Source organism: Bradyrhizobium sp., assembly GCF_028868675.1.
Classification (GTDB): domain Bacteria; phylum Pseudomonadota; class Alphaproteobacteria; order Rhizobiales; family Xanthobacteraceae; genus Bradyrhizobium.
Map to the genome: position 1 here is coordinate 17099 of NZ_JAGWUA010000016.1, position 20565 is coordinate 37663.

Annotated in this window: 16 protein-coding genes; 11 read left to right on the plus strand and 5 right to left on the minus strand. The window is 66.8% G+C overall.

Features of this window, described 5'->3' with window-relative positions:
- The first annotated feature begins 21 nt into the window (after nucleotides 1-21).
- The 4 genes from KGM94_RS04175 (at nucleotide 22) to KGM94_RS04190 (ending at nucleotide 7234) form a co-directional block, all read left to right on the plus strand.
- Entirely contained in the window at nucleotides 22-1431 is a 1410-nt protein-coding gene (locus tag KGM94_RS04175; protein ID WP_300255259.1) for an efflux RND transporter periplasmic adaptor subunit, read from the plus strand.
- The gene (locus tag KGM94_RS04180; RefSeq protein ID WP_300255261.1) at nucleotides 1428-4601 is read left to right on the plus strand and encodes an efflux RND transporter permease subunit; all 3174 of its coding nucleotides are present in this window, start codon (nucleotides 1428-1430) and stop codon (nucleotides 4599-4601) included. Before KGM94_RS04175 ends, KGM94_RS04180 begins: the two co-directional genes overlap by 4 nt.
- Nucleotides 4602-4795: 194 nt before the next feature.
- Nucleotides 4796-6508, plus strand: a complete 1713-nt coding sequence (locus KGM94_RS04185) for a PQQ-binding-like beta-propeller repeat protein (protein WP_300255263.1) — start codon at nucleotides 4796-4798, stop codon at nucleotides 6506-6508.
- 87 nt (nucleotides 6509-6595) lie between these two features.
- Entirely contained in the window at nucleotides 6596-7234 is a 639-nt protein-coding gene (locus KGM94_RS04190; protein ID WP_300255265.1) for a cytochrome c4, read from the plus strand.
- Nucleotides 7235-7237: 3 nt separating this feature from the next.
- Here the strand turns inward: KGM94_RS04190 and KGM94_RS04195 are convergent, their stop codons facing one another.
- Nucleotides 7238-8158 (minus strand): ankyrin repeat domain-containing protein, encoded by a 921-nt coding sequence (locus KGM94_RS04195; protein ID WP_300255267.1) that lies wholly within the window; start codon nucleotides 8156-8158, stop codon nucleotides 7238-7240.
- A gap of 259 nt (nucleotides 8159-8417) precedes the next feature.
- On the opposite strand from KGM94_RS04195, the gene KGM94_RS04200 reads away from it, so the two are divergent.
- The 4 genes from KGM94_RS04200 (at nucleotide 8418) to KGM94_RS04215 (ending at nucleotide 14643) form a co-directional block, all read left to right on the plus strand.
- Entirely contained in the window at nucleotides 8418-11285 is a 2868-nt protein-coding gene (locus KGM94_RS04200; protein WP_300255269.1) for a PAS-domain containing protein, read from the plus strand.
- Between the two features lie 241 nt (nucleotides 11286-11526).
- Nucleotides 11527-12507: a tripartite tricarboxylate transporter substrate binding protein gene (locus KGM94_RS04205; RefSeq protein ID WP_300255272.1), complete on the plus strand. Its 981-nt coding sequence runs from the start codon at nucleotides 11527-11529 to the stop codon at nucleotides 12505-12507.
- Nucleotides 12508-12645: 138 nt separating this feature from the next.
- Nucleotides 12646-13131 (plus strand): tripartite tricarboxylate transporter TctB family protein, encoded by a 486-nt coding sequence (locus KGM94_RS04210; protein ID WP_300255274.1) that lies wholly within the window; start codon nucleotides 12646-12648, stop codon nucleotides 13129-13131.
- Between the two features lie 3 nt (nucleotides 13132-13134).
- Nucleotides 13135-14643, plus strand: a complete 1509-nt coding sequence (locus tag KGM94_RS04215) for a tripartite tricarboxylate transporter permease (protein ID WP_300255275.1) — start codon at nucleotides 13135-13137, stop codon at nucleotides 14641-14643.
- A gap of 46 nt (nucleotides 14644-14689) precedes the next feature.
- Here the strand turns inward: KGM94_RS04215 and KGM94_RS04220 are convergent, their stop codons facing one another.
- Nucleotides 14690-16372 (minus strand): bifunctional diguanylate cyclase/phosphodiesterase, encoded by a 1683-nt coding sequence (locus KGM94_RS04220; RefSeq protein ID WP_300255294.1) that lies wholly within the window; start codon nucleotides 16370-16372, stop codon nucleotides 14690-14692.
- 230 nt (nucleotides 16373-16602) lie between these two features.
- On the opposite strand from KGM94_RS04220, the gene KGM94_RS04225 reads away from it, so the two are divergent.
- The gene (locus tag KGM94_RS04225) at nucleotides 16603-16875 is read left to right on the plus strand and encodes a hypothetical protein (protein WP_300255277.1); all 273 of its coding nucleotides are present in this window, start codon (nucleotides 16603-16605) and stop codon (nucleotides 16873-16875) included.
- A 6-nt stretch (nucleotides 16876-16881) separates the two neighbouring features.
- Here the strand turns inward: KGM94_RS04225 and KGM94_RS04230 are convergent, their stop codons facing one another.
- The 3 genes from KGM94_RS04230 to mtgA form a co-directional block, all read right to left on the minus strand.
- Nucleotides 16882-17523, minus strand: a complete 642-nt coding sequence (locus tag KGM94_RS04230) for a hypothetical protein (protein WP_300255279.1) — start codon at nucleotides 17521-17523, stop codon at nucleotides 16882-16884.
- 139 nt (nucleotides 17524-17662) lie between these two features.
- Nucleotides 17663-17845 carry a 50S ribosomal protein L32 gene (rpmF, locus tag KGM94_RS04235; RefSeq protein WP_211990280.1) on the minus strand — a complete coding sequence of 61 codons (183 nt, stop codon included), beginning with the start codon at nucleotides 17843-17845 and terminating at the stop codon, nucleotides 17663-17665.
- A 163-nt stretch (nucleotides 17846-18008) separates the two neighbouring features.
- Nucleotides 18009-18689, minus strand: a complete 681-nt coding sequence (gene mtgA / locus KGM94_RS04240; RefSeq protein WP_300255296.1) for a monofunctional biosynthetic peptidoglycan transglycosylase — start codon at nucleotides 18687-18689, stop codon at nucleotides 18009-18011.
- Nucleotides 18690-18863: 174 nt separating this feature from the next.
- Here mtgA and KGM94_RS04245 point away from each other — a divergent pair, with 174 nt between their 5' ends.
- A complete protein-coding gene (locus KGM94_RS04245; protein WP_300255283.1) occupies nucleotides 18864-19772 on the plus strand; it encodes a polyprenyl synthetase family protein in 909 nt (302 codons plus the stop codon).
- 11 nt (nucleotides 19773-19783) lie between these two features.
- On the plus strand, nucleotides 19784-20473 hold the full coding sequence (locus tag KGM94_RS04250) for a DUF1345 domain-containing protein (protein ID WP_300255297.1): 690 nt from the start codon (nucleotides 19784-19786) through the stop codon (nucleotides 20471-20473).
- Nucleotides 20474-20565: the final 92 nt, after the last annotated feature.

Here is a 20565-nt window from a genome sequence, read left to right on the forward strand (position 1 = left end):
ACCCTCCTTCAGGTATTCGCCATGACCAAGCTGCGATATCTCGCGATGGCCACACTCGGCGCCGGTTTCCTTGCCGGCGCCCTCTGGTCGATCGAACGCGCGTCCACTCACCCGCATCTGACCGATGCCGCGGCGGCCACCGACAAGGTCCCGCTGTACTACCGCGATCCCGCCGGCGCGCCGCGGTGGTCCGCCGTCCCGAAGAAGGATGCGCAGGGGCGCGACTATCTGCCGGTCTATGACGACGGGGCAGCCGACCCGCCGAAGGCGTCGAGGCAAGCGCAGGGCCCGCGAAAAATCCTCTACTACCGCAATCCGATGGGACTGCCGGACACCTCCCCGGTGCCCAAGAAGGATTCGATGGGAATGGACTATGTCCCCGTCTACGAGGGCGAGGATGGCGACGACGGCACGGTCAGGCTGTCGCCGGGCAAGATCCAGCGCACCGGCGTGCAATCGGCACCCGTCGAACGCCGCGCCATCCGCCTCGCCGTGCGCGCGCCCGGCACGATCCAGCTCGACGAGCGCCGCGTCTCGGTGATCGCGATGCGCGCCGAGAGCTTCGTGCAGAAGGTCGCCGACGTGACCACCGGCACGCGCGTCAAGGCCGGACAGCCGCTGATGGAAATCTACAGCGCCGCCATTGCCTCGGCCGCTGCGGAATATCTCGCCACGATCAATTCGAAGACCACCGGGGGCAACGAGGCCTATGGCCGGGGCTCGCGCCAGCGGCTGATCAACCTCGCGGTGCCGGAGCCGTTCATCGCCGCAATGGAGAGGAGCGGCGTCGCGCCGGTGACGGTGCAATGGTCGGCGCCGCGCGACGGCATCGTGCTCGAACGCAACGCCATCGAGGGCATGCGCGCCAACCCCGGCGACGTGCTGTTCAAGATCGCCGACATCTCGCTGGTCTGGGCGCTCGTCGACGTCGCCGAGCGCGATCTCGGCGCCATCGCGGTGGGTCAGCCCGTCACGATCCGCGCCCGCAGCTTTCCGGCCCGCAGCTTTACCGGGACGATCGCCGTGATCTACCCACAGGTGAACCGCGAGACGCGGACGGCGCGGCTGCGGATCGAGCTCGCCAACCCGGATTCGGCGTTGCTGCCGGACATGTATGTCGACGCCGAGATCGACACCGCCGATTCCGCTCCGGTGCTGGCGGTGCCGGACAGCTCGGTGCTCGACACCGGCAGTCGGCAGGCGGTGCTGCTCGACAAAGGCGAGGGCCGTTACGAGCCGCGCGGGGTCAAGCTCGGCCGCCGCGGCGGCGGCTATGTCGAGGTGCGCGACGGCCTCGCCGAGGGTGACGCCGTGGTCACCTCCGCCAACTTCCTGATCGACGCCGAAAGCAACCTCAAGGCCGCACTGAAGAGCTTTGAGGGCGCAGGCGCGGCGGGCTCGCCGACCCCCGGAACGGGAGAGCTCAAATGATCGCCCGCCTGATCGCCTGGTCGGCCCGCAACCTGCTGCTGGTGCTGTTCGGCACCGGCTTCGCGGCCGCAGCCGGCCTCTATGCCCTCCTCCACCTTCCGCTCGACGCCATCCCCGACCTCTCCGACACCCAGGTGATCGTCTACACCGAATATCCCGGCCAGGCGCCGCAGGTGATCGAGGACCAGGTCACCTATCCCCTGACGACGGCAATGCTGACGGTGCCGAAGTCGAAGGTCGTGCGCGGCTTCTCGTTTTTCGGCGCGTCCTTCGTCTACGTCATCTTCGAGGACGGCACCGACATCTACTGGGCGCGCTCGCGCGTGATGGAATTCCTCAACGGCGCGGCTTCGCGACTGCCCTCCGGCGTCACTCCGACCATCGGCCCCGATGCCACCGGCGTCGGCTGGGTCTACCAATATGCGGTGATCTCGAAGGAGCTGAACCTCGCCGACACGCGCACGCTGCAGGACTGGACGCTGAAATTCGCCCTCGCCAGGGCCGAAGGCGTCGCCGAGGTCGCCAGCATCGGCGGCTTCGTCAAGCAGTACAACGTGATCCTCGACCCGCAGCGGATGCGCGACCGCGGCATCACCATGCAGAAGATCCGCGACGCGATCCGCGCCAGCAATGCCGACGTCGGCGGCCGCACGGTCGAGCTCTCGGAGTTCGAATACGTCATCCGCGGCAAGGGCTACATCAAGGACATCAACGACCTCGGCAACGTGGTGCTGAAGGCCGCCAATGGCACGCCGGTGCTGCTACGCGACGTCGCCCGGCTCGAGCTCGGCCCGGACGAGCGGCGCGGCATCGCCGAGCTGAACGGCGAGGGCGAGGTCGCAAGCGGCATCGTGCTGCAGCGGTTCGGCGTCAACGCGCTCGACGTCATCGACAACGTCAAGAAGCGCTTCAAGGAGATTGCCCGCGGCCTGCCGAAATCGGTCGAGATCGTTCCGGTCTACGACCGCTCCAACCTGATCCATGCCGCGATCGACACGCTGAAGCGCACGTTGACGGAAGAGAGCATCGTGGTGGCGCTGGTCTGCGTCGTGTTCCTGCTGCACGTGCGCAGCGCGCTGGTCGCGATCCTGATGCTGCCGGTCGGCGTTCTCATGGCCTTCGGCGCCATGAAGCTGCTCGGGCTGGGCTCCAACATCATGAGTCTGGGCGGCATCGCGATCGCGATCGGCGCCATGGTCGACGCGGCGATCGTCATGATCGAGAACGCGCACAAGCATCTCGAAAGGGCCGCTCCAGATCAGCCGCGCGTCAAGATCCTGATCGACGCAGCAGCCGAGGTCGGACCGGCGCTGTTCTTCAGCCTGCTGATCATCACCGTGTCGTTCATGCCGATCTTCACGCTGGAAGCGCAGGAGGGGCGGCTGTTCAGCCCGCTCGCTTTCACCAAGACCTTTGCCATGGCCGCCGCGGCCCTCTTGTCCGTGACGCTGGTGCCGGCGCTGATGGTGATCTTCGTGCGCGGCAGGATCGTTCCCGAGCACAGGAACCCCATCAACCGCTTCCTGATCTGGATCTACCGGCCCGTCATCCGCGGCGTGCTGCGTGCGAAGATCGCGGTGATCCTGCTCGCGCTCGCCGTGCTCGCGGTTTCGGTCTGGCCCGCGCGCCAGCTCGGCAGCGAATTCATGCCGGCGCTGAACGAGGGCACGCTGCTGTACATGCCGACCACGCTGCCGGGCATCTCCGTGACCAAGGCCGCCGAGCTGATGCAGACCCAGGACCGCATCATCCGCTCGTTTCCCGAGGTCGCATCCGTCTACGGCAAGGCCGGGCGGGCGACCACCGCAACCGACCCGGCGCCGACCGAGATGTTCGAGACCATCGTCAATCTCAAGCCGAAGGACGAGTGGCGCGCCGGCGTGACGATCGACGGCCTGATCGCGGAGATGGACAAGGCGCTGCAGTTCCCCGGCGTCGCCAACGCCTGGACCATGCCGATCAAGGCCCGCATCGACATGCTGTCGACCGGCATCCGCACGCCGGTCGGCGTCAAGGTGATGGGCACCGATCTCGCCGAGATCGACCGGCTGGCGCGGCAGATCGAGCGCGTGCTCAAGACCGTTCCCGGCACGTCCTCGGCCTATGCCGAGCGCGGCATAGGCGGCTACTATCTCGAGATCACGCCGGACCGCGAGGCGCTCGCCCGCTACGGCCTTCTGATCCAGGACGTCCAGGACACCATCGCGGCCGCGCTCGGCGGCCAGACGGTGACGACCACCGTCGAAGGCCGGCAGCGCTTCACCGTCAACATGCGCTATCCGCGCGACCTGCGCGACAATCCCAAGGCGATCGCCGGCGACATCCTGGTGCCGATGCCAGCGGGCGGCGCGGTGCCGCTCGGCGAGGTCGCGAAAGTCGAGCCGGCGCGCGGGCCGACGTCGATCCGCACCGAGAACGGGCAGCTTGCGACCTACATCTATGTCGACATCCGCGACCGCGACATCGGCGGCTACGTCGCCGACGCGCAGGCCGCAGTGAGCAAGGACGTGCCGTTTCCCGCCGGCAGCTATGTGGTCTGGAGCGGCCAGTACGAATATCTGCAGCGTGCCGCCGCGCGGCTGAAGGTCGTGGTGCCGGTCACGCTGACCATCATCTTCCTGCTGCTCTATCTGAACTTCAGATCGCTGACCGAGACCCTGATCGTGATGCTGTCGCTGCCCTTCGCCCTCGTCGGCGGGCTCTGGATGATGTGGTGGCTCGACTTCAATCTGTCGGTCGCTGTTGCGGTCGGCTTCATCGCGCTCGCGGGCGTGGCGGCGGAGACCGGCGTGGTGATGCTGATCTATCTCGACCACGCGCTGGTCGCGACGAGGGCAAAGTGCGGCGCCGAAGGCCGTCCGCTGACGCGCGCCGATCTCCATGGCGCCATCATGGAAGGCGCAGCCGAACGGGTGCGGCCGAAGATGATGACGGTCGTCGCCATCATGGCCGGCCTGCTGCCGATCATGTGGAGCACCGGTACGGGCTCGGAAATCATGCAGCGGATCGCCGTGCCGATGATCGGCGGCATGATCTCCTCGACCCTGCTGACGCTGATCGTGATCCCCGCAATCTTCGGCCTGGTGCGGGGACGCGGGCTGGCGCGGAGCGATGGCGATGCGAGCAAGGTGACGGGCGGCCGCAGCGGCGATATCCCGGCTGCGGCGTGATCGCCGGCCAGGCTGACGCCGCGCGCTGCATCGCAATCGGGACCTTCGCAGTCGCGAACAGCCGGTGACCGCTGCACAAGGCGCTGCCGGCGGAACTATTTTTCTTGTCAAACCGGGCGCGCCGGGAGCAGAGTTCCCCCACACCGTGCAAATTTCGGCCGGTTAAACCAGAACATAAAAATGGGGCGGAACGGATGAATAGATCTTCGATCGGATACGCCGTGTTGCTCGGGCTGGCCTTCCTGACGCCAGCCGCCTCGTACGCACAGCAGGAAGTGAAACAGGATTCCATCGGTCCGGTGGGCCAGGCGAAGGTCACGCCGGTGACGCAGGCGATGCTCAACGCTGCCGACAAGAGTGCGACCAACTTTCTCCTGACCAATGGCAACTATGCCCAGACGCGGTTTCACCCCGCGAAGCAGATCAACCGCAACAACGTGAAGAACCTCCACGTCGCCTGGATTTTCCAGACCGACGTCAAGGAATCGCTGGAGACCTCGCCCATCGTGGTCGACGGCGTGATGTACGTGACGACGTCCTACAGCCACGTCTACGCGCTCGACGCCAAGACCGGCCGCGAGCTCTGGCACTACAATCACAAGATGGGGCCTATCACGACCTATTGCTGCGGTCCCAACAATCGCGGCGTCCAGGTCCTCAACGACATGGTCTATCTCGCCACGCTGGACGCCAAGCTGATCGCGCTGAGCGCCAAGACCGGCGACGTGGTCTGGAAGACCGACATCGCCGATCCCGAGCTCGGCTACAGCGAGACGATGGCCCCGACGGTGGTGAAGGACAAGGTCCTGATCGGTACCAATGGCGGCGAATACGGCATCCGCGGCTTCATGCGCGCCTATGACGCCAAGACCGGCAAGCAGCTCTGGAATTTCAGCACGATTCCGGAAAACTCGGTCGGCGTGTGGGCGACCAAGGACGCCACCGGCCGCGACATGCATCGCGACATCGCGGCGGAAAAGGCCGTGCTCGCCAAGAATGGCGATCCCTTCGCCAAGCTCGGCGGCGGCGTCTGGCAAAACCCGGCCGTCGATCTCGCGACCAACCGGATCTATTTCGTGGTCGGCAATCCCTCGCCCGACCTCGACGGCTCGCTCCGTCCCGGCGACAACCTCTACACGGACTCGCTGGTGGCGCTCGACCTCGATACCGGCAAGTATGTCTGCCACTTCCAGTACATCGCCCATGACGTCTGGGATCTCGACGCCGTCAGCCCGCCGGTGCTGGTGAACGTCAAGGACAAGAGCGGCAAGACCATTCCGGGCGTGATCCACGCCGGCAAGACCGGGCACATCTACGTGCACGATCGCAAGGACTGCAGCCTGATCCGCTTCTCCGACGCCATGGTGCCGCAGGAGAACATGTGGGTCCTGCCGACCAAGGAAGGCGCCCGCATGCTGCCCGGCGCGAACGGCGGCGTCGAATGGTCCCCGATCGCCACCGATCCCGGTCAGGAGCTCGCCTACGCCATCAACCTCCACCAGCCCATGCACTACCGGGTGGAAAGCTCGCCCTATCCGAACGGCAAGCTGTGGCTGGGCGGCGCCTTCACCGCGATCCCCGGCGAAAAGCAGTCCGGCAACATCACGGCCGTGAACTACAACACCGGCAAGATCAAATGGCAGGTGAAGACGCCGGAGCCGATGATCGGCGGCATCCTCGCCACGGCCGGCGGCCTGGTGTTCACCGGCGAGGGCAACGGCAAGTTCGCGGCCTATGATTCCGGCAGCGGCAAGGAGCTGTGGAGCTTCCGCGCCGGCGCCGGCGTCAACGCTCCGCCCTCCAGCTATATGCTGGGCGACAGGCAGTACATCGTGGTCGGCGCCGGGGGTAACACCCAGGTGAATTTCAGGCGCGGCAACAACATCATCGCCTTCTCGCTCGATTGAGCGACGAGGCGTGATATTCGTCGAAGATGCTTGCGAAGCGGGGCCGGTCGCGGCCCCGCTTCCGTGTTGAGCCTCAGGGGTCATGGAATGGGCGTTGGACCGAGCTGGATGATCTCGGGCGCAGTCGTCGTCGGGCTCGGCCTGGCATTGGGTTTGGGCATGAGTCCCGGTATGGCGCTTGCGCAGAGCAGGGAGGGCACGAGTCCGGCGCCAAGCGTTCCGAAGGCCCTTGCCGAAAAAGTCGAAATCTGCGCCGGCTGCCATGGCGCCGACGGCAAGCCCGTCGACAAGACCATTCCGATCATCTGGGGGCAGCTTCCCGGCTACATCTACATCCAGCTTCGCGATTTCAAACGGGGCGATCGCAAGAACGAGACCATGCAGCCGATCGCGTCCGCGCTGGAGAAGGACGAGATGATGGCGATCGCCGAATATTTCTCGCAGAAGCCGTGGCCCGATATCGGTCAGCCCAGGGCGCCGAAGGCCGTCGCGCAGAAGGCAAGCGACGCCGAACATTCGGTCGGCTGCACCGGCTGCCACCTCGAGCAGTTTCAGGGCACCGGCATCATGCCGCGGCTGGCCGGGCAAAGCCGCGAATATCTGGCCAAGACCATCGCCGACTTCCGCACCCGCGCGCGCGGCAACAATCCCGGCATGTCCGACCTGATGATCGCCACGCCGGAAGACGACCTTGCGGCGCTGGCGGAGTATCTGGCGGGGCTTTGAGCCTCAATGCGCGCTTAACCGTTCGCGCAGCGACGTCAGCACGGTGAGGTCGGCGGCACGCTTGCCGGCCTTGTCGCGGAGCGACGGATCGGCACCGCGCGCGAGCAGGACGGCCGCGACTTCCGCGCGACCGCCTTCCGCCGCGATCATCAGCGCGGTACGGCCGCGTGCGTCGCGATCATCGATGCGGGCACCGGCATCGAGCAGATGGCTGACGACCTTGACCGCCTCGGCGTCGGCGACCTTTTCGTCCGCGCCCGCCGCCCACATCAGGATGGTCAGATCGTTGGCGTAACGGGCGTTGACGTCGATGCCGCGCGCCAAGAGCCGCTTCACGACGTCGAGGCGGGCGGCCGCCGCGGCATAGACGATCGGCGGCTTGCCGGTGGCATCCGGCAGCCGCTCGTCGGCACCGTGCGCGAGCAGCGCCTCGACGATCGCGTCGTTGCCGGCAAAGGCCGCGGCTGCGATCGGCGTGAGCCCGCTGCGCCCGGTGAGCTTGACGTCGGCGCCGCCCACGATCAGGCGATCGACCACCGCGGCGTGGCCACGTTCAGCGGCGAAATAGAGCGCGGTGGCACCGGACAGGTTGCGCGCGTCGATCGGGGCGCCCCGCGCCAGCAACAGCTCGACCATCTCGATGTGACCGAACCTTGCGGCATGGCTGAGTGGCTTCGCGCCGAACCGGTCGCGCGCATCGACCGAGGCGCCGAAATCGAGGAGCTCGGTCGCAAGCGCAACGCAATTCGCGTCCGCCGCCGAGAACAGCGCCAGCGACACCTCAACCGCCGTGATCTGCGGCCTCGTGCTCTCGAACCGACGCGCCAGCTCCTGACATCGCGCCGCGTCGGCCGCATGTGCCGTCGATGCGGCACCAAGCACGGCGACGGCGATCCACCAGCAAGCGGCGATGCAACGTTGCAAGACGATCATCTCCCCGCGACCCATCCGGATGCGCGAGGGTGGCACGCTCGGCCGGCTCTGCCAAGCGGGCACCGCTCGTTATCGCGGCCGATCGGCATGCTGCGGCGCATCACGGCCGAAATTGGTCATGGCGCGGCACGTGGCGGTCATGCTCCGTCAACTACGCCGTTTAAGGGAATTTTCCCGGATGGCCGCTAGGCTCGGTTCCCGAGTTACGTTGCGTTAAGTGTGTTGGCCCGCCCGTGAAGATCCTCCGCAGATGACGACTTCCAGGAAACGACGCCGCGCGGGCGGCCCGCCGCGCACGCAAGGCCTGCTTGCACTGAGCCAGCTCGCGCTCGATCGCATGGAGCAAGGGGTCTGCGTCTACGATACGGACAACCGCATCGTGCTGCTCAACCGGCGCTATGTCGAGCTGTTCGACATGTCGGCCGAAATCGTCCGTCCGGGGACGAGCTATCGCGACGTGCTTGCACACAGCGCCTCGCTCGGCAATTTCCCGGTCGACCAGGCGGAGCCGCTCTACCGCACGCGCCTCGATCTGCTGGCGGCCGGAGAGCCGCTCCGGGTCGAGCAGCGGCTGTCGAACGGCAGGGTGCTGGCGCTGGACCTCAAGCCCCTGCCCGAGGGCGGCTGGATGACGATCTGCGACGACGTCACTCGCCTCGACCGGCTCGAAGCCGAGCTGCGGGTTCAGACCGAGCGCAGCCAGCATGCGCTCGCCAACATGTCGCACGGCCTGTGCATGTACGACGCCGAGGGCCGCCTGATCGTCTGCAACCAGCAGTACCTGCGCCTCTACGATCTCGACCCCGAGGTCATCAAGCCGGGGGTGTCGCACCGCGAACTCACCGATCACTGGATCTCGCGCGGCAATCTGCCGGGCATGTCGGCGAACGAATTCCACGATAGCCGCATGAAGGAGGTCCACCGCCAGAGCCCGAACAGGGTGCTGCTGACCCGCTTCGACGGGCGCGTCATGCAGGCCGTATCGCGCTTCATGCCCGACGGCGGCTGGGTGACCGCGCACGAGGATGTGCATGACCGTCTGCAATACGAGGAGGCGCTGAAGCGACAGAACTTCCTGCTCGACGCCGCGCTCGAGAACATGGCGCACGGGCTGTGCTTCTACGACAGCGACATGCGACTCAAGATCTGCAACCGCCGCTATCGCGAGATCTATCGGCTGTCGGTAGAGGAAGCCGCGCCCGGCACCCACCTCGCCGACCTGATCGAGCGGTCGATGGCGAACGGCGCCCTCCCCTTGGATCATACCCCGCGGCAGATCCTCGCGGCCGCGCGCGAGCGGATCGATGCCCGCGACGATTCCGCGATGCGCCGCCGCATGTCGGACGGGACCGTGGTCTCGGTGCGCTACTGCACGCTGCCGGAAGGAGGCTTCGTCGCGACCTACGAGGACATCACCGAGCGCGAGCGCGCGATCGAGGAATTGAGCGAGCAGTATCGCCGGTTCGACGCGGCGCTGAACAACATGAGCGAAGGCCTCTGCATGCTCGACGGCAGCCTGCGCGTCATCGTCTGCAACAAGCGCTACATCGAGATTTTCGGCCTGTCGCCCGACATCGTGAAGCCCGGCGTCACCATGCGCGAGATCATGGAGCACAGCTGCGCGCTCGGCAACCACCCGGGCACGACGGCGGCGCAGCTCTATGCCGGCTACGTCGAGCAGCTCCTCGAGGGCGAGCATACGCTGCATCGCCATCTCAGCGACGGCCGCATCATCGAACTCAACCACAACCGCATGGCGCATGGCGGCTGGGTCGTCACCTATGAGGACGTCACCGAGCGCCACAAGGCGCAGGCCCGCGTCGCACACATGGCACGGCACGACTCGCTCACCAACCTGCCCAACCGCGTGCTGTTCCGCGAGAAGATGTGCGAGAGCCTCGATCAGGTCGCGACCGCCGGCGGCGAGATCGCGGTGCTGTGCCTCGACCTCGACAATTTCAAGACCGTCAACGACCGCCATGGCCACGCCGCCGGCGATCGGCTGCTGAGCTGGGTCGCCGCGCGCCTGAAGGACCACGCCGGCGAGCACGACAGGGTCGCCCGCCTCGGCGGCGACGAGTTCGCGTTGCTGCAGCGCGGACCGCAGCCGGAATCGGCCGAGAAGCTCGCCCGCCGCCTCGTCGAGATCATCGGCCGTCCGCCGCCGATCGGGAACCAGTCGATCCATGTCGGCGTCAGCGTCGGCATCGCGGTGGCGCCCGATCACGGGCTCGACCCGGACGAGCTGATGAAATGCGCCGACCTCGCACTCTATCAGGCCAAGGCGAGGGGCCGCGGCGGCTACCAGCTCTTCCAGCCCGCGATGGAGCAGCAGGCGCGCGCACGTCATGGCCTCGAGCGCGATCTGCGCTGCGCGCTGGAGGCCGGCGAGCTCCAGCTCGCGTTCCAGCCCCAGGTCCGCCTCGACAACTCGGCCCTGACCGGCTTCGAGGCGCTTCTGCGCTGGAAGCATCCCGAACGCGGCATGGTCTCGCCGGGCGAGTTCATTCCGATCGCGGAGGAAACCGGCCTCATCATCCCGATCGGCGAATGGGCCCTGCGCGCAGCCTGCGCGACCGCTGCGGCCTGGCCCGATTCCATCACCATCGCGGTAAACCTGTCGCCGGTACAATTCCGCGCCCGTGGCCTGGTCGCGATGATCACCAGCGCGCTGGCCGAGGCCGGCCTGTCGCCGCAGCGGCTCGAACTCGAGGTCACCGAGACGGTCTTGCTCGATGACAGCGAGACGACCATCGAGACCCTGCACCGGATTCGTGCGCTCGGCGTCCGCGTGAGCCTCGACGATTTCGGCGTCGGCTATTCCTCGCTGAGCTATTTACGGAAGTTCCCATTCGACCGGATCAAGATCGACCGCTCCTTCGTCGGCTCGCTCGGCGAGAGCCACGAGAGCGCGGCCATCGTTCGCACCATCGCGAGCCTCGGCGCCGTGCTCGGCGTCGAGACCACCGCGGAGGGCGTCGAGACGGCCGAGCAACTCGACTTCGTGCGTGCATCCGGCTGCACCGCCGTGCAGGGCTATTACTTCGGCCGGCCGAGCCCGGCGTCTGAAGTTGCGCGCGTGATCGAGCGCCTCGGCGAGCTCCGCCGCGTGGCGTGAACTACCCTCTTCCCTCGTAAAGGGCGTCGAGCGAAGACCACGCACAATACTCGTTGAAATTCCGTACCTCGGGATGTGCGTGCATGACCAATTGTCGCACGTGGATTCCGTCGCTGAAATGGCGCGCCACGGCGCCGCCGCCGCGCTTTTCTTCTGCGGTGATTTCGACGACAATCGCACGACAACACGCAAGATAATGCGGTCTCGCGTGAAAGCGCCGGCCGCGAAGGGAGGAGTTGCGATGTCGCGATGCCGAGTTGGAACGAGCGTACTCCGAGCCAGCGTACTTGCCGCGATCGGCGCGCTGCTGTCGGTGGCCGCCCAGGCCCAGGACTATCCCGCGAAACCGATCACGCTGATCGTGCCGTGGCCGGCCGGCGGCTCGACCGACATCTCGATGCGCGCGATCGCCGATTCGGCCGCGAAGGTGCTGGGCCAGCCGATCGTGATCGACAACAAGGCCGGCGGCGGCGGCACGGTCGGGCCGGCCACCATGGCCGCGGCCGCAAAACCCGACGGCTACACCATCGCGCAGATCCCGATCACCGTATTCCGCCTGCCCTTGATGCAAGAGGTGTCGTGGGATCCGGCCAAGGACTTCACCTACATCGTCCATCTCACCGGCTACACCTTCGGCGTCACCACCAGCGCCGAAGGGCCGTTCAAGAGCTGGAAGGACGTGGTCGACTACGCCAAGCAGAATCCGGGCAAGGTGACCTACGCGACGCCGGGCACCGGCACCTCGCTGCATATCGGCATGGAGCAGATCGCGGCGATGTCCGGCATCAAGTTGACGCAGGTGCCGTTCAAGGGCGGCGCGGAGACCAACGCCGCGGTGCTGGGACAGCACACCATGCTGCAGGCGGATTCGACCGGTTGGCGGCCACTGGTCGACGCCGGCAAGCTGCGGCTGCTGATGGTGTGGACCGCGGCGCGGTCGCCGAACTATCCGGACGTGCCGACGCTGAAGGAGCTCGGCTATGCCATGGTCTACGATTCTCCGTTCGGCGTCGCCGGGCCGAAGGGCATGGATCCCAAGATCGTCGCCAAGCTGCATGACGCCTTCAAGAAGGCGATCGAGGATCCTGCCGTGATCACCACGCTCGCCAAATACGACATGGTGCCGAACTACAGGAACACCGAGGACTACAGGAAGTTCGTGGCCGAGACGACGGAATCCGAGCGCAAGGTCATCGACAGCCTCGGGCTCGCGAAGAAGTAGAGCACTCGTATCCCGGACGCGGCGCGGCATGAAATGACGCGACGCAGAGCCGGGATCTACACGCCGCCCGCCATGGGCCCCGGAACTGCAGCGCAGCACTTCGCGCTGCGCAGCATCCGGGGCACGAGAGAGACGCCAATGGACAACCAAACCAACGTCAAGCTCCGTCTCTCCAACTCCGAGATCTGGGGCGGGCTGATCGGGCTCGCCCTGGGCTGCTTCGTGATCTGGTCGGGGGTGAGGCTGAAGCTCGGCACCATCAACGATCCCGGCTCCGGCTACGTGCTGTTCTATACGGGCATCCTGATGTGCGCGTTCGCGGCCGCGATCATCGTGGCCGCGCTCACCGAGGGCGGGCCGACGCTCGCCTCGCGGTGGGCGGGCGCGCGCTGGACCAAGCCGGCGCTGGTCATCGCCTGCCTCGCCGCGTTCTCGTTCGCGCTCGAGCCCTTCGGATTCCTGCTGGCGGCGATGCCCCTGATGCTGCTGCTCTTGCGGGTGATCGATCCCGTGCGCTGGCAGCTTGCCGTTCCGATCGCCGTGCTGGTCCCGCTTGGCATGTGGTGGATACTGAAGCGCCTGCTGCTGATTCAGCTGCCGTCGGGCATGTTCGGGATCGGCTGACCCATGGACACCCTCGCCAACGTCGCACACGGGTTCAGCGTCGCGCTGCTGCCGATCAACCTGCTCTACTGCTTCATCGGAGTCTTCATCGGCACGCTGGTCGGCGTACTGCCCGGCATCGGGCCGATCTCGGCGATGTCGCTGCTCCTGCCGGTGACGTTGTCGGGCACGCCGGAGTCCGGCATCATCATGATGGCCGGCATCTACTACGGCTCGATGTATGGCGGCTCGACCACCTCGATCCTGGTCAACATTCCCGGAGAAGCCGCCTCCGTCGTCACCTGCATCGACGGCCATCAGATGGCCAAGCAGGGCCGCGCGGGACCGGCGCTCGGCATCTCCGCCTTCGGCTCCTTCATCGCCGGCACGTTTGCCCTCGTCGCCCTGATGCTGGTCGCGCCGAAGCTCGCGAGCATCGCCATCGCGTTCGGCCCGGCCGAGTATTTCAGCCTGATGGTGCTGGGCCTCGTGGTGTTGACTTTCCTCACCCAGGGCTCGATGCCGAAGGCGCTGTTGATGGCCTGCATCGGCGTCGTGCTCGGCCTGGTCGGGCTCGACAGCATCACCGCGCAGCCGCGCCTGACCTTCGGCCGCATGGAACTGATCGACGGCATCGGTCTCGTGCCCGTGGTGATGGGCCTTTTCGGCGTCGCCGAGGTGCTGCTCAACACCGAGCACGCCATCAGGCGCGACATCATCAACGCCAGGATCACCCAGCTCCTGCCGAACAAGGCGGACTGGGAGGCGAGCGCGGGCCCGGTGGCGCGCGGCACGCTGCTCGGCTTCCTGCTCGGCATCTTGCCGGGCGGCGGCGCGGTGGTGGCGTCGTTTGCGTCCTACGCGCTGGAGAAGCGGCTGTCGAAATCGCCGGAACGTTTCGGCCACGGCGCGATCGAGGGCGTCGCGGGACCGGAGTCGGCCAACAACGCCGCGGCCGGCGGCGCGTTCATTCCGCTGATGACGCTCGGCATCCCGCCCAACGTCGTGATGGCGCTCCTGCTCGGCGCGTTCGTGATCCACGGCCTGCAGCCGGGGCCGCTCCTGATCACGCAGAACCCCGGCCTGTTCTGGGGCATCGTCGCCAGCATGTATATCGGCAACCTGATGCTCCTGGTGCTCAACCTGCCGATGATCGGCATGTGGGTGCAGCTTCTGAAGCTGCCCTACAACATCCTGTTCCCGCTGATCATCCTGTTCACCATTCTCGGCGTCTACTGCTCCTCCAACAACGTCTTCGACGTCTACGTGATGATCGCGTTCGGCGTGATCGGCTATTTCATGCGCAAGCTCGGCTACGAACCCGCGCCGCTGGTGCTGGCCTTCGTGCTCGGGCCGATGCTGGAGAACAATTTGCGCAAGTCGCTGATCCTGTCGCAGGGCGACCTCATGACCTTCGTGCAGAGGCCGATCTCGGCGGCCTGCCTGCTGCTCGCGCTGCTGCTCCTGGTCGCTCCGCTGCTGCCGACGCTGCGCAAGAAGCGCGAGCTGGTCGCGCTGGACGAGGGGGCGTGAGGCCTGCGCAGGGTGGGGCAGCCCAACGATTTCGGAACTTGCGCCGCTACCCCGCCGCGGGCAGTGCCGCGTCCGGCGGCGCGCTCCAGGGGCGCTCCGCCGATGCGAGCCCGATCAGCCGGCCCTGGATGTAGTCGCAGCCCCAGTCGCGCAGCATGCCGGCGGCCTCCTCGTCCTGCACCCATTCGGCGACCGTCTCGATGTCGAGGCGGCGGGCGAGATCGATCAGCGTCTGCACGAAGGCGCGGTCGTCGGCGGAACGGGTGATGTTCTGCACGAAGGCGCCGTCGATCTTCACGATGTCCACACCGAGCTTGCGCAGGTTGCGGAACGAGGTGTAGCCGGCGCCGAAATCGTCGATCGCGATCCGGCTGCCGAACTGCTTCAGCCGGCCGACGAAGGCGCGGACGTCGTCGATGTCCTGGATCGCGACCGTCTCGGTGATCTCGACGATCAGCCGCCGGGCGACGCCGGGATGGGCGTGCATCAGCGATTCGATCGAGGCCCACCAGTCCGGATCCATGGTGGTGTCGGGCGAGATGTTGAGGCTGAGCCTGACGTCGGGCGAGGCGGCGAGTTCCGCCACCACCAGCTCGAGCACGCGATGATCGACGAGGCGGATCAGGCCGAGCCGCTCGGCGACCGGCACGATGTCGGGGGCGAGCAAGGTGCGGCCATCGCCCTGCTCCATGCGCACCAGGCATTCGTAGAATGCGCCTTCGCGCGAGGACGCCGTCACCACCGGCTCGTAGGCGAGCACGATGCGGCGCTCGTTCAGGGCGGTGACGATCTCGTCGGTGACGCGGATGTTGACGCGGCGCTGCGCGTCGCGCTCGGCATTCGGTCGCCAGGCGCCGAAGGAGCCGGCGCGGCGGCGCTTGGCGGCCTCCAGCGTCTCCTGGGCGCGATTGATCGCCTCGTCGGCGGTGCGCGCATAGCGCGGCACGCTGACTGCGCCGATCGAGACGGTGACGGAGACCGGGCCGGACCTGGTCGGCACCACCTCGTCGCGCACGCCGGTGAGAAACCGCTCGGCGGCGACGTTCATGTCGTCGACGGTACAGTTCTTCAGGATCAGGCCGAACTTGTTGCCCGAGAAGCGGCCGAGCACGTCCCCGCCGCGCAGGCGCTCGCGGATGCGTTTGCCGACGTCGAGAATCACGGCGTCCGCGACATCGAAGCCGAAGGCGTCGTTGACGCGGGCGAGACGGTCGATGCCGACCAGCATGAAGGCCGAGGAGGATCGGAAGCGCGCCGACTCCTCGATCGTTTCCGCGAGCGCCGCAATCAGATGAGTGCGGTTGAGTTCGCCGGTCAGCGGATCGAGCTGGGCGAGCTTCGTCAGTTCCTCGTCGCGGGCGTGGCGCTCATTGTTGATGCGGACGATGCCCTGGGCGCGCATCGGCCGGCCGTCGGCGCCGGCGAACCAGCGCCCGGTCTCCTCGACCCAGACCACCGGCTCGGAGGCGCTCAGGCGCACGCCGTATTCCACCCGGTAGGGCGTGCCGTCGGCACCGTGCACCGGCGAGGTCAGCGCGAGCGCGGCACTTCGCAGCGTCTGCGACGGCTCGATCAGCTTTGCGAATTCGGCGCCGGTCGCGAGCTTGTCGGGCGGGATGCCGGCGAAGACCGTTGCTGCCTGCTCGCCCCACCGGATCGTGTCGCTGGCGATATCCCAGACGAACACGGCCTGTCCCAGGGCGGCCAGGATCTCGGAGGCTTGCGGCATGGCAGGGGTCAAGATCGCCTCGTTTCGGGACAGCGGGGGTGATCCGCGGGACTGAGGATAGAGCCAGATTCGCCCTCGACCCTAGGCAAAGTTCATAAACAATTTGGAAACCACGTTCGAAACGCGTCCCGGAACCAAACACCGCAAACCGGCATGGACCTTGCGATTCAGTTAATCGCGGAGGGCGTCGCGTCCCAAAACGCGACAGGTCAGCCGGATTTCGGTGTGCGATGGCGAGTACTGAACGACGGGAACAGGCAGGCAACAGCGGCGCGGGTGCGACCGGCACCGCGCTCGTGCCCGTGACGGCGACCCTGCAATGGGTGCCGAAGGGGCCGCTGCCGCGCCCGGACCCGAGCTTCGTCACGCAACTGATCGCCAATGCCGAGCATCTGCCGCAAGCCAGCCGGCTCCGCCGCGCTTCGCCCGCGGATGCGCAGGCGGCCTATGGCGGCAAGCCGCCGGCAGGGCGCGTCGGCCCGCGGACCAGGCGGGTTGCCTAAAGCAAACTAGCGCGGCTGTTCGGACGAACCGGGCGTCCCGTTGCCCGGCTGCAAATGCGGCGCGATTTCGGGCACGACCGGCGCCGGAGACTGCACCGGCTTTGGCGCGGGATGATCCATCAAAACGGATTCGGCGACCGATTGCGCCGACGCCGGTACAGACGGCGCGGGCTGCGGCTCCGCGGTCGGCTGCGGTGCCGGCGCGGGCTCCGGCGCGATGACGGGCTCTTCGACCCGGCCGCGCGCCTTGTGCGCGGCCGGTGCAGCCTCGGCCACGACGGCGCGGCGGCGCGTGCGCTGTGCGACGCCGCCGAGGAAATCGGCCATCGCAAGCAGGGTCAGCAGGAAATAGGTGGAGTTGCCGAATTTCGGCCACATCACGAATTCGGCCGCGGCCGCGCCGAACACGATCAGCGACAGCAGATGGTCGGTGAGATATTTCGCGCCGGGCCGCGCGCCCTTCACGACTTCGAGCAGCAGCAGCACGATGCCGAGCGCGAGCAAGAGATCGCCCAGCGTCACCGACCATGTCTCGCCCGTGATCATCGGCACCTTGAACAGAATCGCGTTCAGGGCGACCTCGGGCATCAGGAAGGCGATGATGTTGTAGACCGCGAGCGGGATGAGAAGCAGCGGGAAACCGACCATCGACTTTGGCCTTCTTGATCAGGACATCCGGACAGGACAATGCGGCGGCGAAGCATTCGCTCCGCCGCCGTCACCGTCTTATCTCACTGAATGGCCGAATTCGGGCAGGCTGGGCCGCCGCGCTCGTGAACGCCGGCCTTCAGGACTCTTTCTTCTTCAGGACCTGCCGGCCCTTGTACATGCCGGTCTTGAGGTCGAGATGATGCGGGCGGCGGAGTTCGCCGGAGTCCTTGTCCTCGACATAGGTCGGCGTCTTCAGCGCGTCCGCCGAACGGCGCATGCCGCGGCGCGACGGCGAGGTCTTTCTTCTCGGAACGGCCATTATCGCTATCCTCTAGGGATTGGTGTTCGGTGGCATCGTCCGCGAGGGGACGGCTCAGCACCCGCAGATCGGGGCGAGCTGAATGCCGATCAAGGCCGGGCTTATAGAGGAAGGCTGGCTGCAAAGCTAGGGTTTTGGACCGGAAAAAACGGCCGAAACCGGCTCAATATCCGCGATTTTCCCGCCAGCAGGTCTGTAACGACGACGCCTGCCCCCTCGCCATATAGGTCATGGCCAGCCGCCGGATGCCCGGACCGGGGCTGCGGGCGCTGCGCCGGACCGGATTGGGCAGGATCGAGGCCAACAGCGCCGCCTCCCGGGGCGAGAGGTTCGCGGCCGACTTGCCGAAGGCATAGGCCGACCCCGCCTCGACGCCGAACTGCCCCTGCGGGCCGAGTTCGGCGATGTTGAGATAGATCTCGAGGATCCGCGGCTTCGGCAGGACCAGATCGATCCACAGTGCCAGCGGAAACTCCAGCACCTTGCGCACGGGGTCGCGGCCCTGCCACAGGAACAGGTTCTTCGCGACCTGCTGGGTGATGGTCGAGGCACCGCGGAAGGGCGTCCCGTCCTCCTGCGCGTCATCGATCGCCTCGCGCAGCGCACCCCAATCGATGCCGTGATGCTTGCAGAAATGGGCGTCCTCCGCCGCCACTACGGAGCGGGGCAGATAGGGCGACATCGCGGAGAGGTCGATCCAGCGCCGCTGCATTGGCGCGCCACGCAAGGTCCGCCAGGCCATCAGCGTCGAGACCGGGTGGCCGGCACGGTAGAACGGCGCGATCAGATACGGCAGGAGAGCCGCGACCGCGAGCACCAGCAGCAGGGTCTTGACGAGGCGCAAGTCGCAGCTTTCCGGAAGAAAACGAAACTTTAACAACAGATCGTCCATTAAGTCTGTGATAATTCGGGCCTTTTCCAGCACTTTTAGGGCGTTCCACATGATTGACTGACGCCACGGCATAAAGGATTGTCCCGGCGAATTCGTTCCTTCGACCGTTTCCTGGAGCCCTCCTTGATGACCGACTTCGCCAAACGCCTGGACGAGACCGCGGAAGACACCGAGGCCCTGCTCGGCCGGCTGCTGTCGGACGACATCATGGCCGACGAGATCGCGCGGCCGAAGCGGCTGATGGACGCGATGCGCTATTCGAGCCTCGGCGGCGGCAAGCGACTGCGGCCGTTCCTGGTGGTCGAGAGCGCGGCGGTGTTCGGCGTGCCGCGCGCGGCCGCGCTGCTCGCGGGCGCCGCGCTGGAATGCATTCACTGTTATTCGCTGATCCATGACGATCTGCCGGCGATGGACAATTCCGACCTGCGCCGCGGTCGCCCCACCCTGCACAAGAAGACCGACGACGCCACCGCGATCCTCGCCGGCGACGGGCTGTTGACGCTCGCCTTCGACATCGTCACCCGCGACGAGATCCATCGCGACGCCAATGTGCGGCTCCTGCTGACGCGCGCGCTGGCGCGCTGCGCCGGCATCGGCGGCATGGTCGGCGGCCAGATGCTCGATCTCGCCGGCGAAGGCCGCTTCGGCGACCGCGAGCCGGTCGACGTCGCCCGCCTGCAGCAGATGAAGACCGGCGCGCTCTTGCGCTTCGGCTGCATCGCCGGCGCGATCCTGGGCCAGGCTTCCGCGAAGGAATATCAGGCGCTCGACGATTACGGCCGCGCGCTCGGCGAGGCCTTCCAGATCGCCGACGACCTGCTCGACGTCGAGGGCGATGCGGCAGCGCTCGGCAAGCCGTCGGGCCAGGATGCGGCGCTGGGCAAGACCACCTTCGTCACCCAGCTCGGCATCGAGGGCGCCAAACAGCGCGTGCGCGACCTCCTGGCACGCGCCGATTCCGCGCTGTCGATCTTCGGCGAGCGCGCCGCGGTGCTGCGCGCCGCCGCGCGCTTCGTTGCCGAGCGCAAGAACTAGGCGTGCTGCCGATGGCGGGCTTCGACAACGACGATCCCGTCCTCGCCCGCTTCCGCCAGATGTCGCGGCCGATGCGGCTGCTCTATGCGCGGCCGCGTACCTTCATCTCGCTCGGTGTCGGCATTCTCGTCTGCCTGCTGCTGCCCGGCAGCCTGCGGCTCGTGACGCGGCTCCTGATCGGCTGGGACGCGCTGATCGCGGTCTATCTCGTACTGGTCTACGGCATGATGCTGAACAACGATCACCGCCATATCGGCCGCGCTGCGGCGATGCAGGACGACGGTCGCTTCGTGATCCTGCTGGTGACGGCGACAGGCGCGTTCGCCAGCATCGCCGCGATCGTCGCCGAGCTCGGCACTCATCGCGGCGTGGCGGAGCTCACCATCGCCATCGCCACGATCGCATTGTCGTGGGCGGCGGTGCACACCACCTTCGCGCTGCATTACGCCCATGATTATTATCGGGGGTCGAAGCCGGGCGGGCTGCAGTTCCCGAGCGGCGACACCAAGGACCACGCCGACTACTGGGACTTCGTCTATTTCTCCTTCGTGATCGGCATGACCGCGCAGGTCTCCGACGTCGGCATCACCGACAAGACCATTCGCCGCACCGCCACCGCGCACGGCATCGTCTCGTTCATCTACAACACGGCGCTGCTGGCGCTGACGGTGAACATCGCGGCAAGCGCGATCGCGACGTAGGATTTCGTCCGTCATTGCGAGGAAGCGACAGCGACGAAGCAATCCAGACTGCCTCAAAGGAAGGATTCTGGATTGCTTCGCGGAGCCTGTCA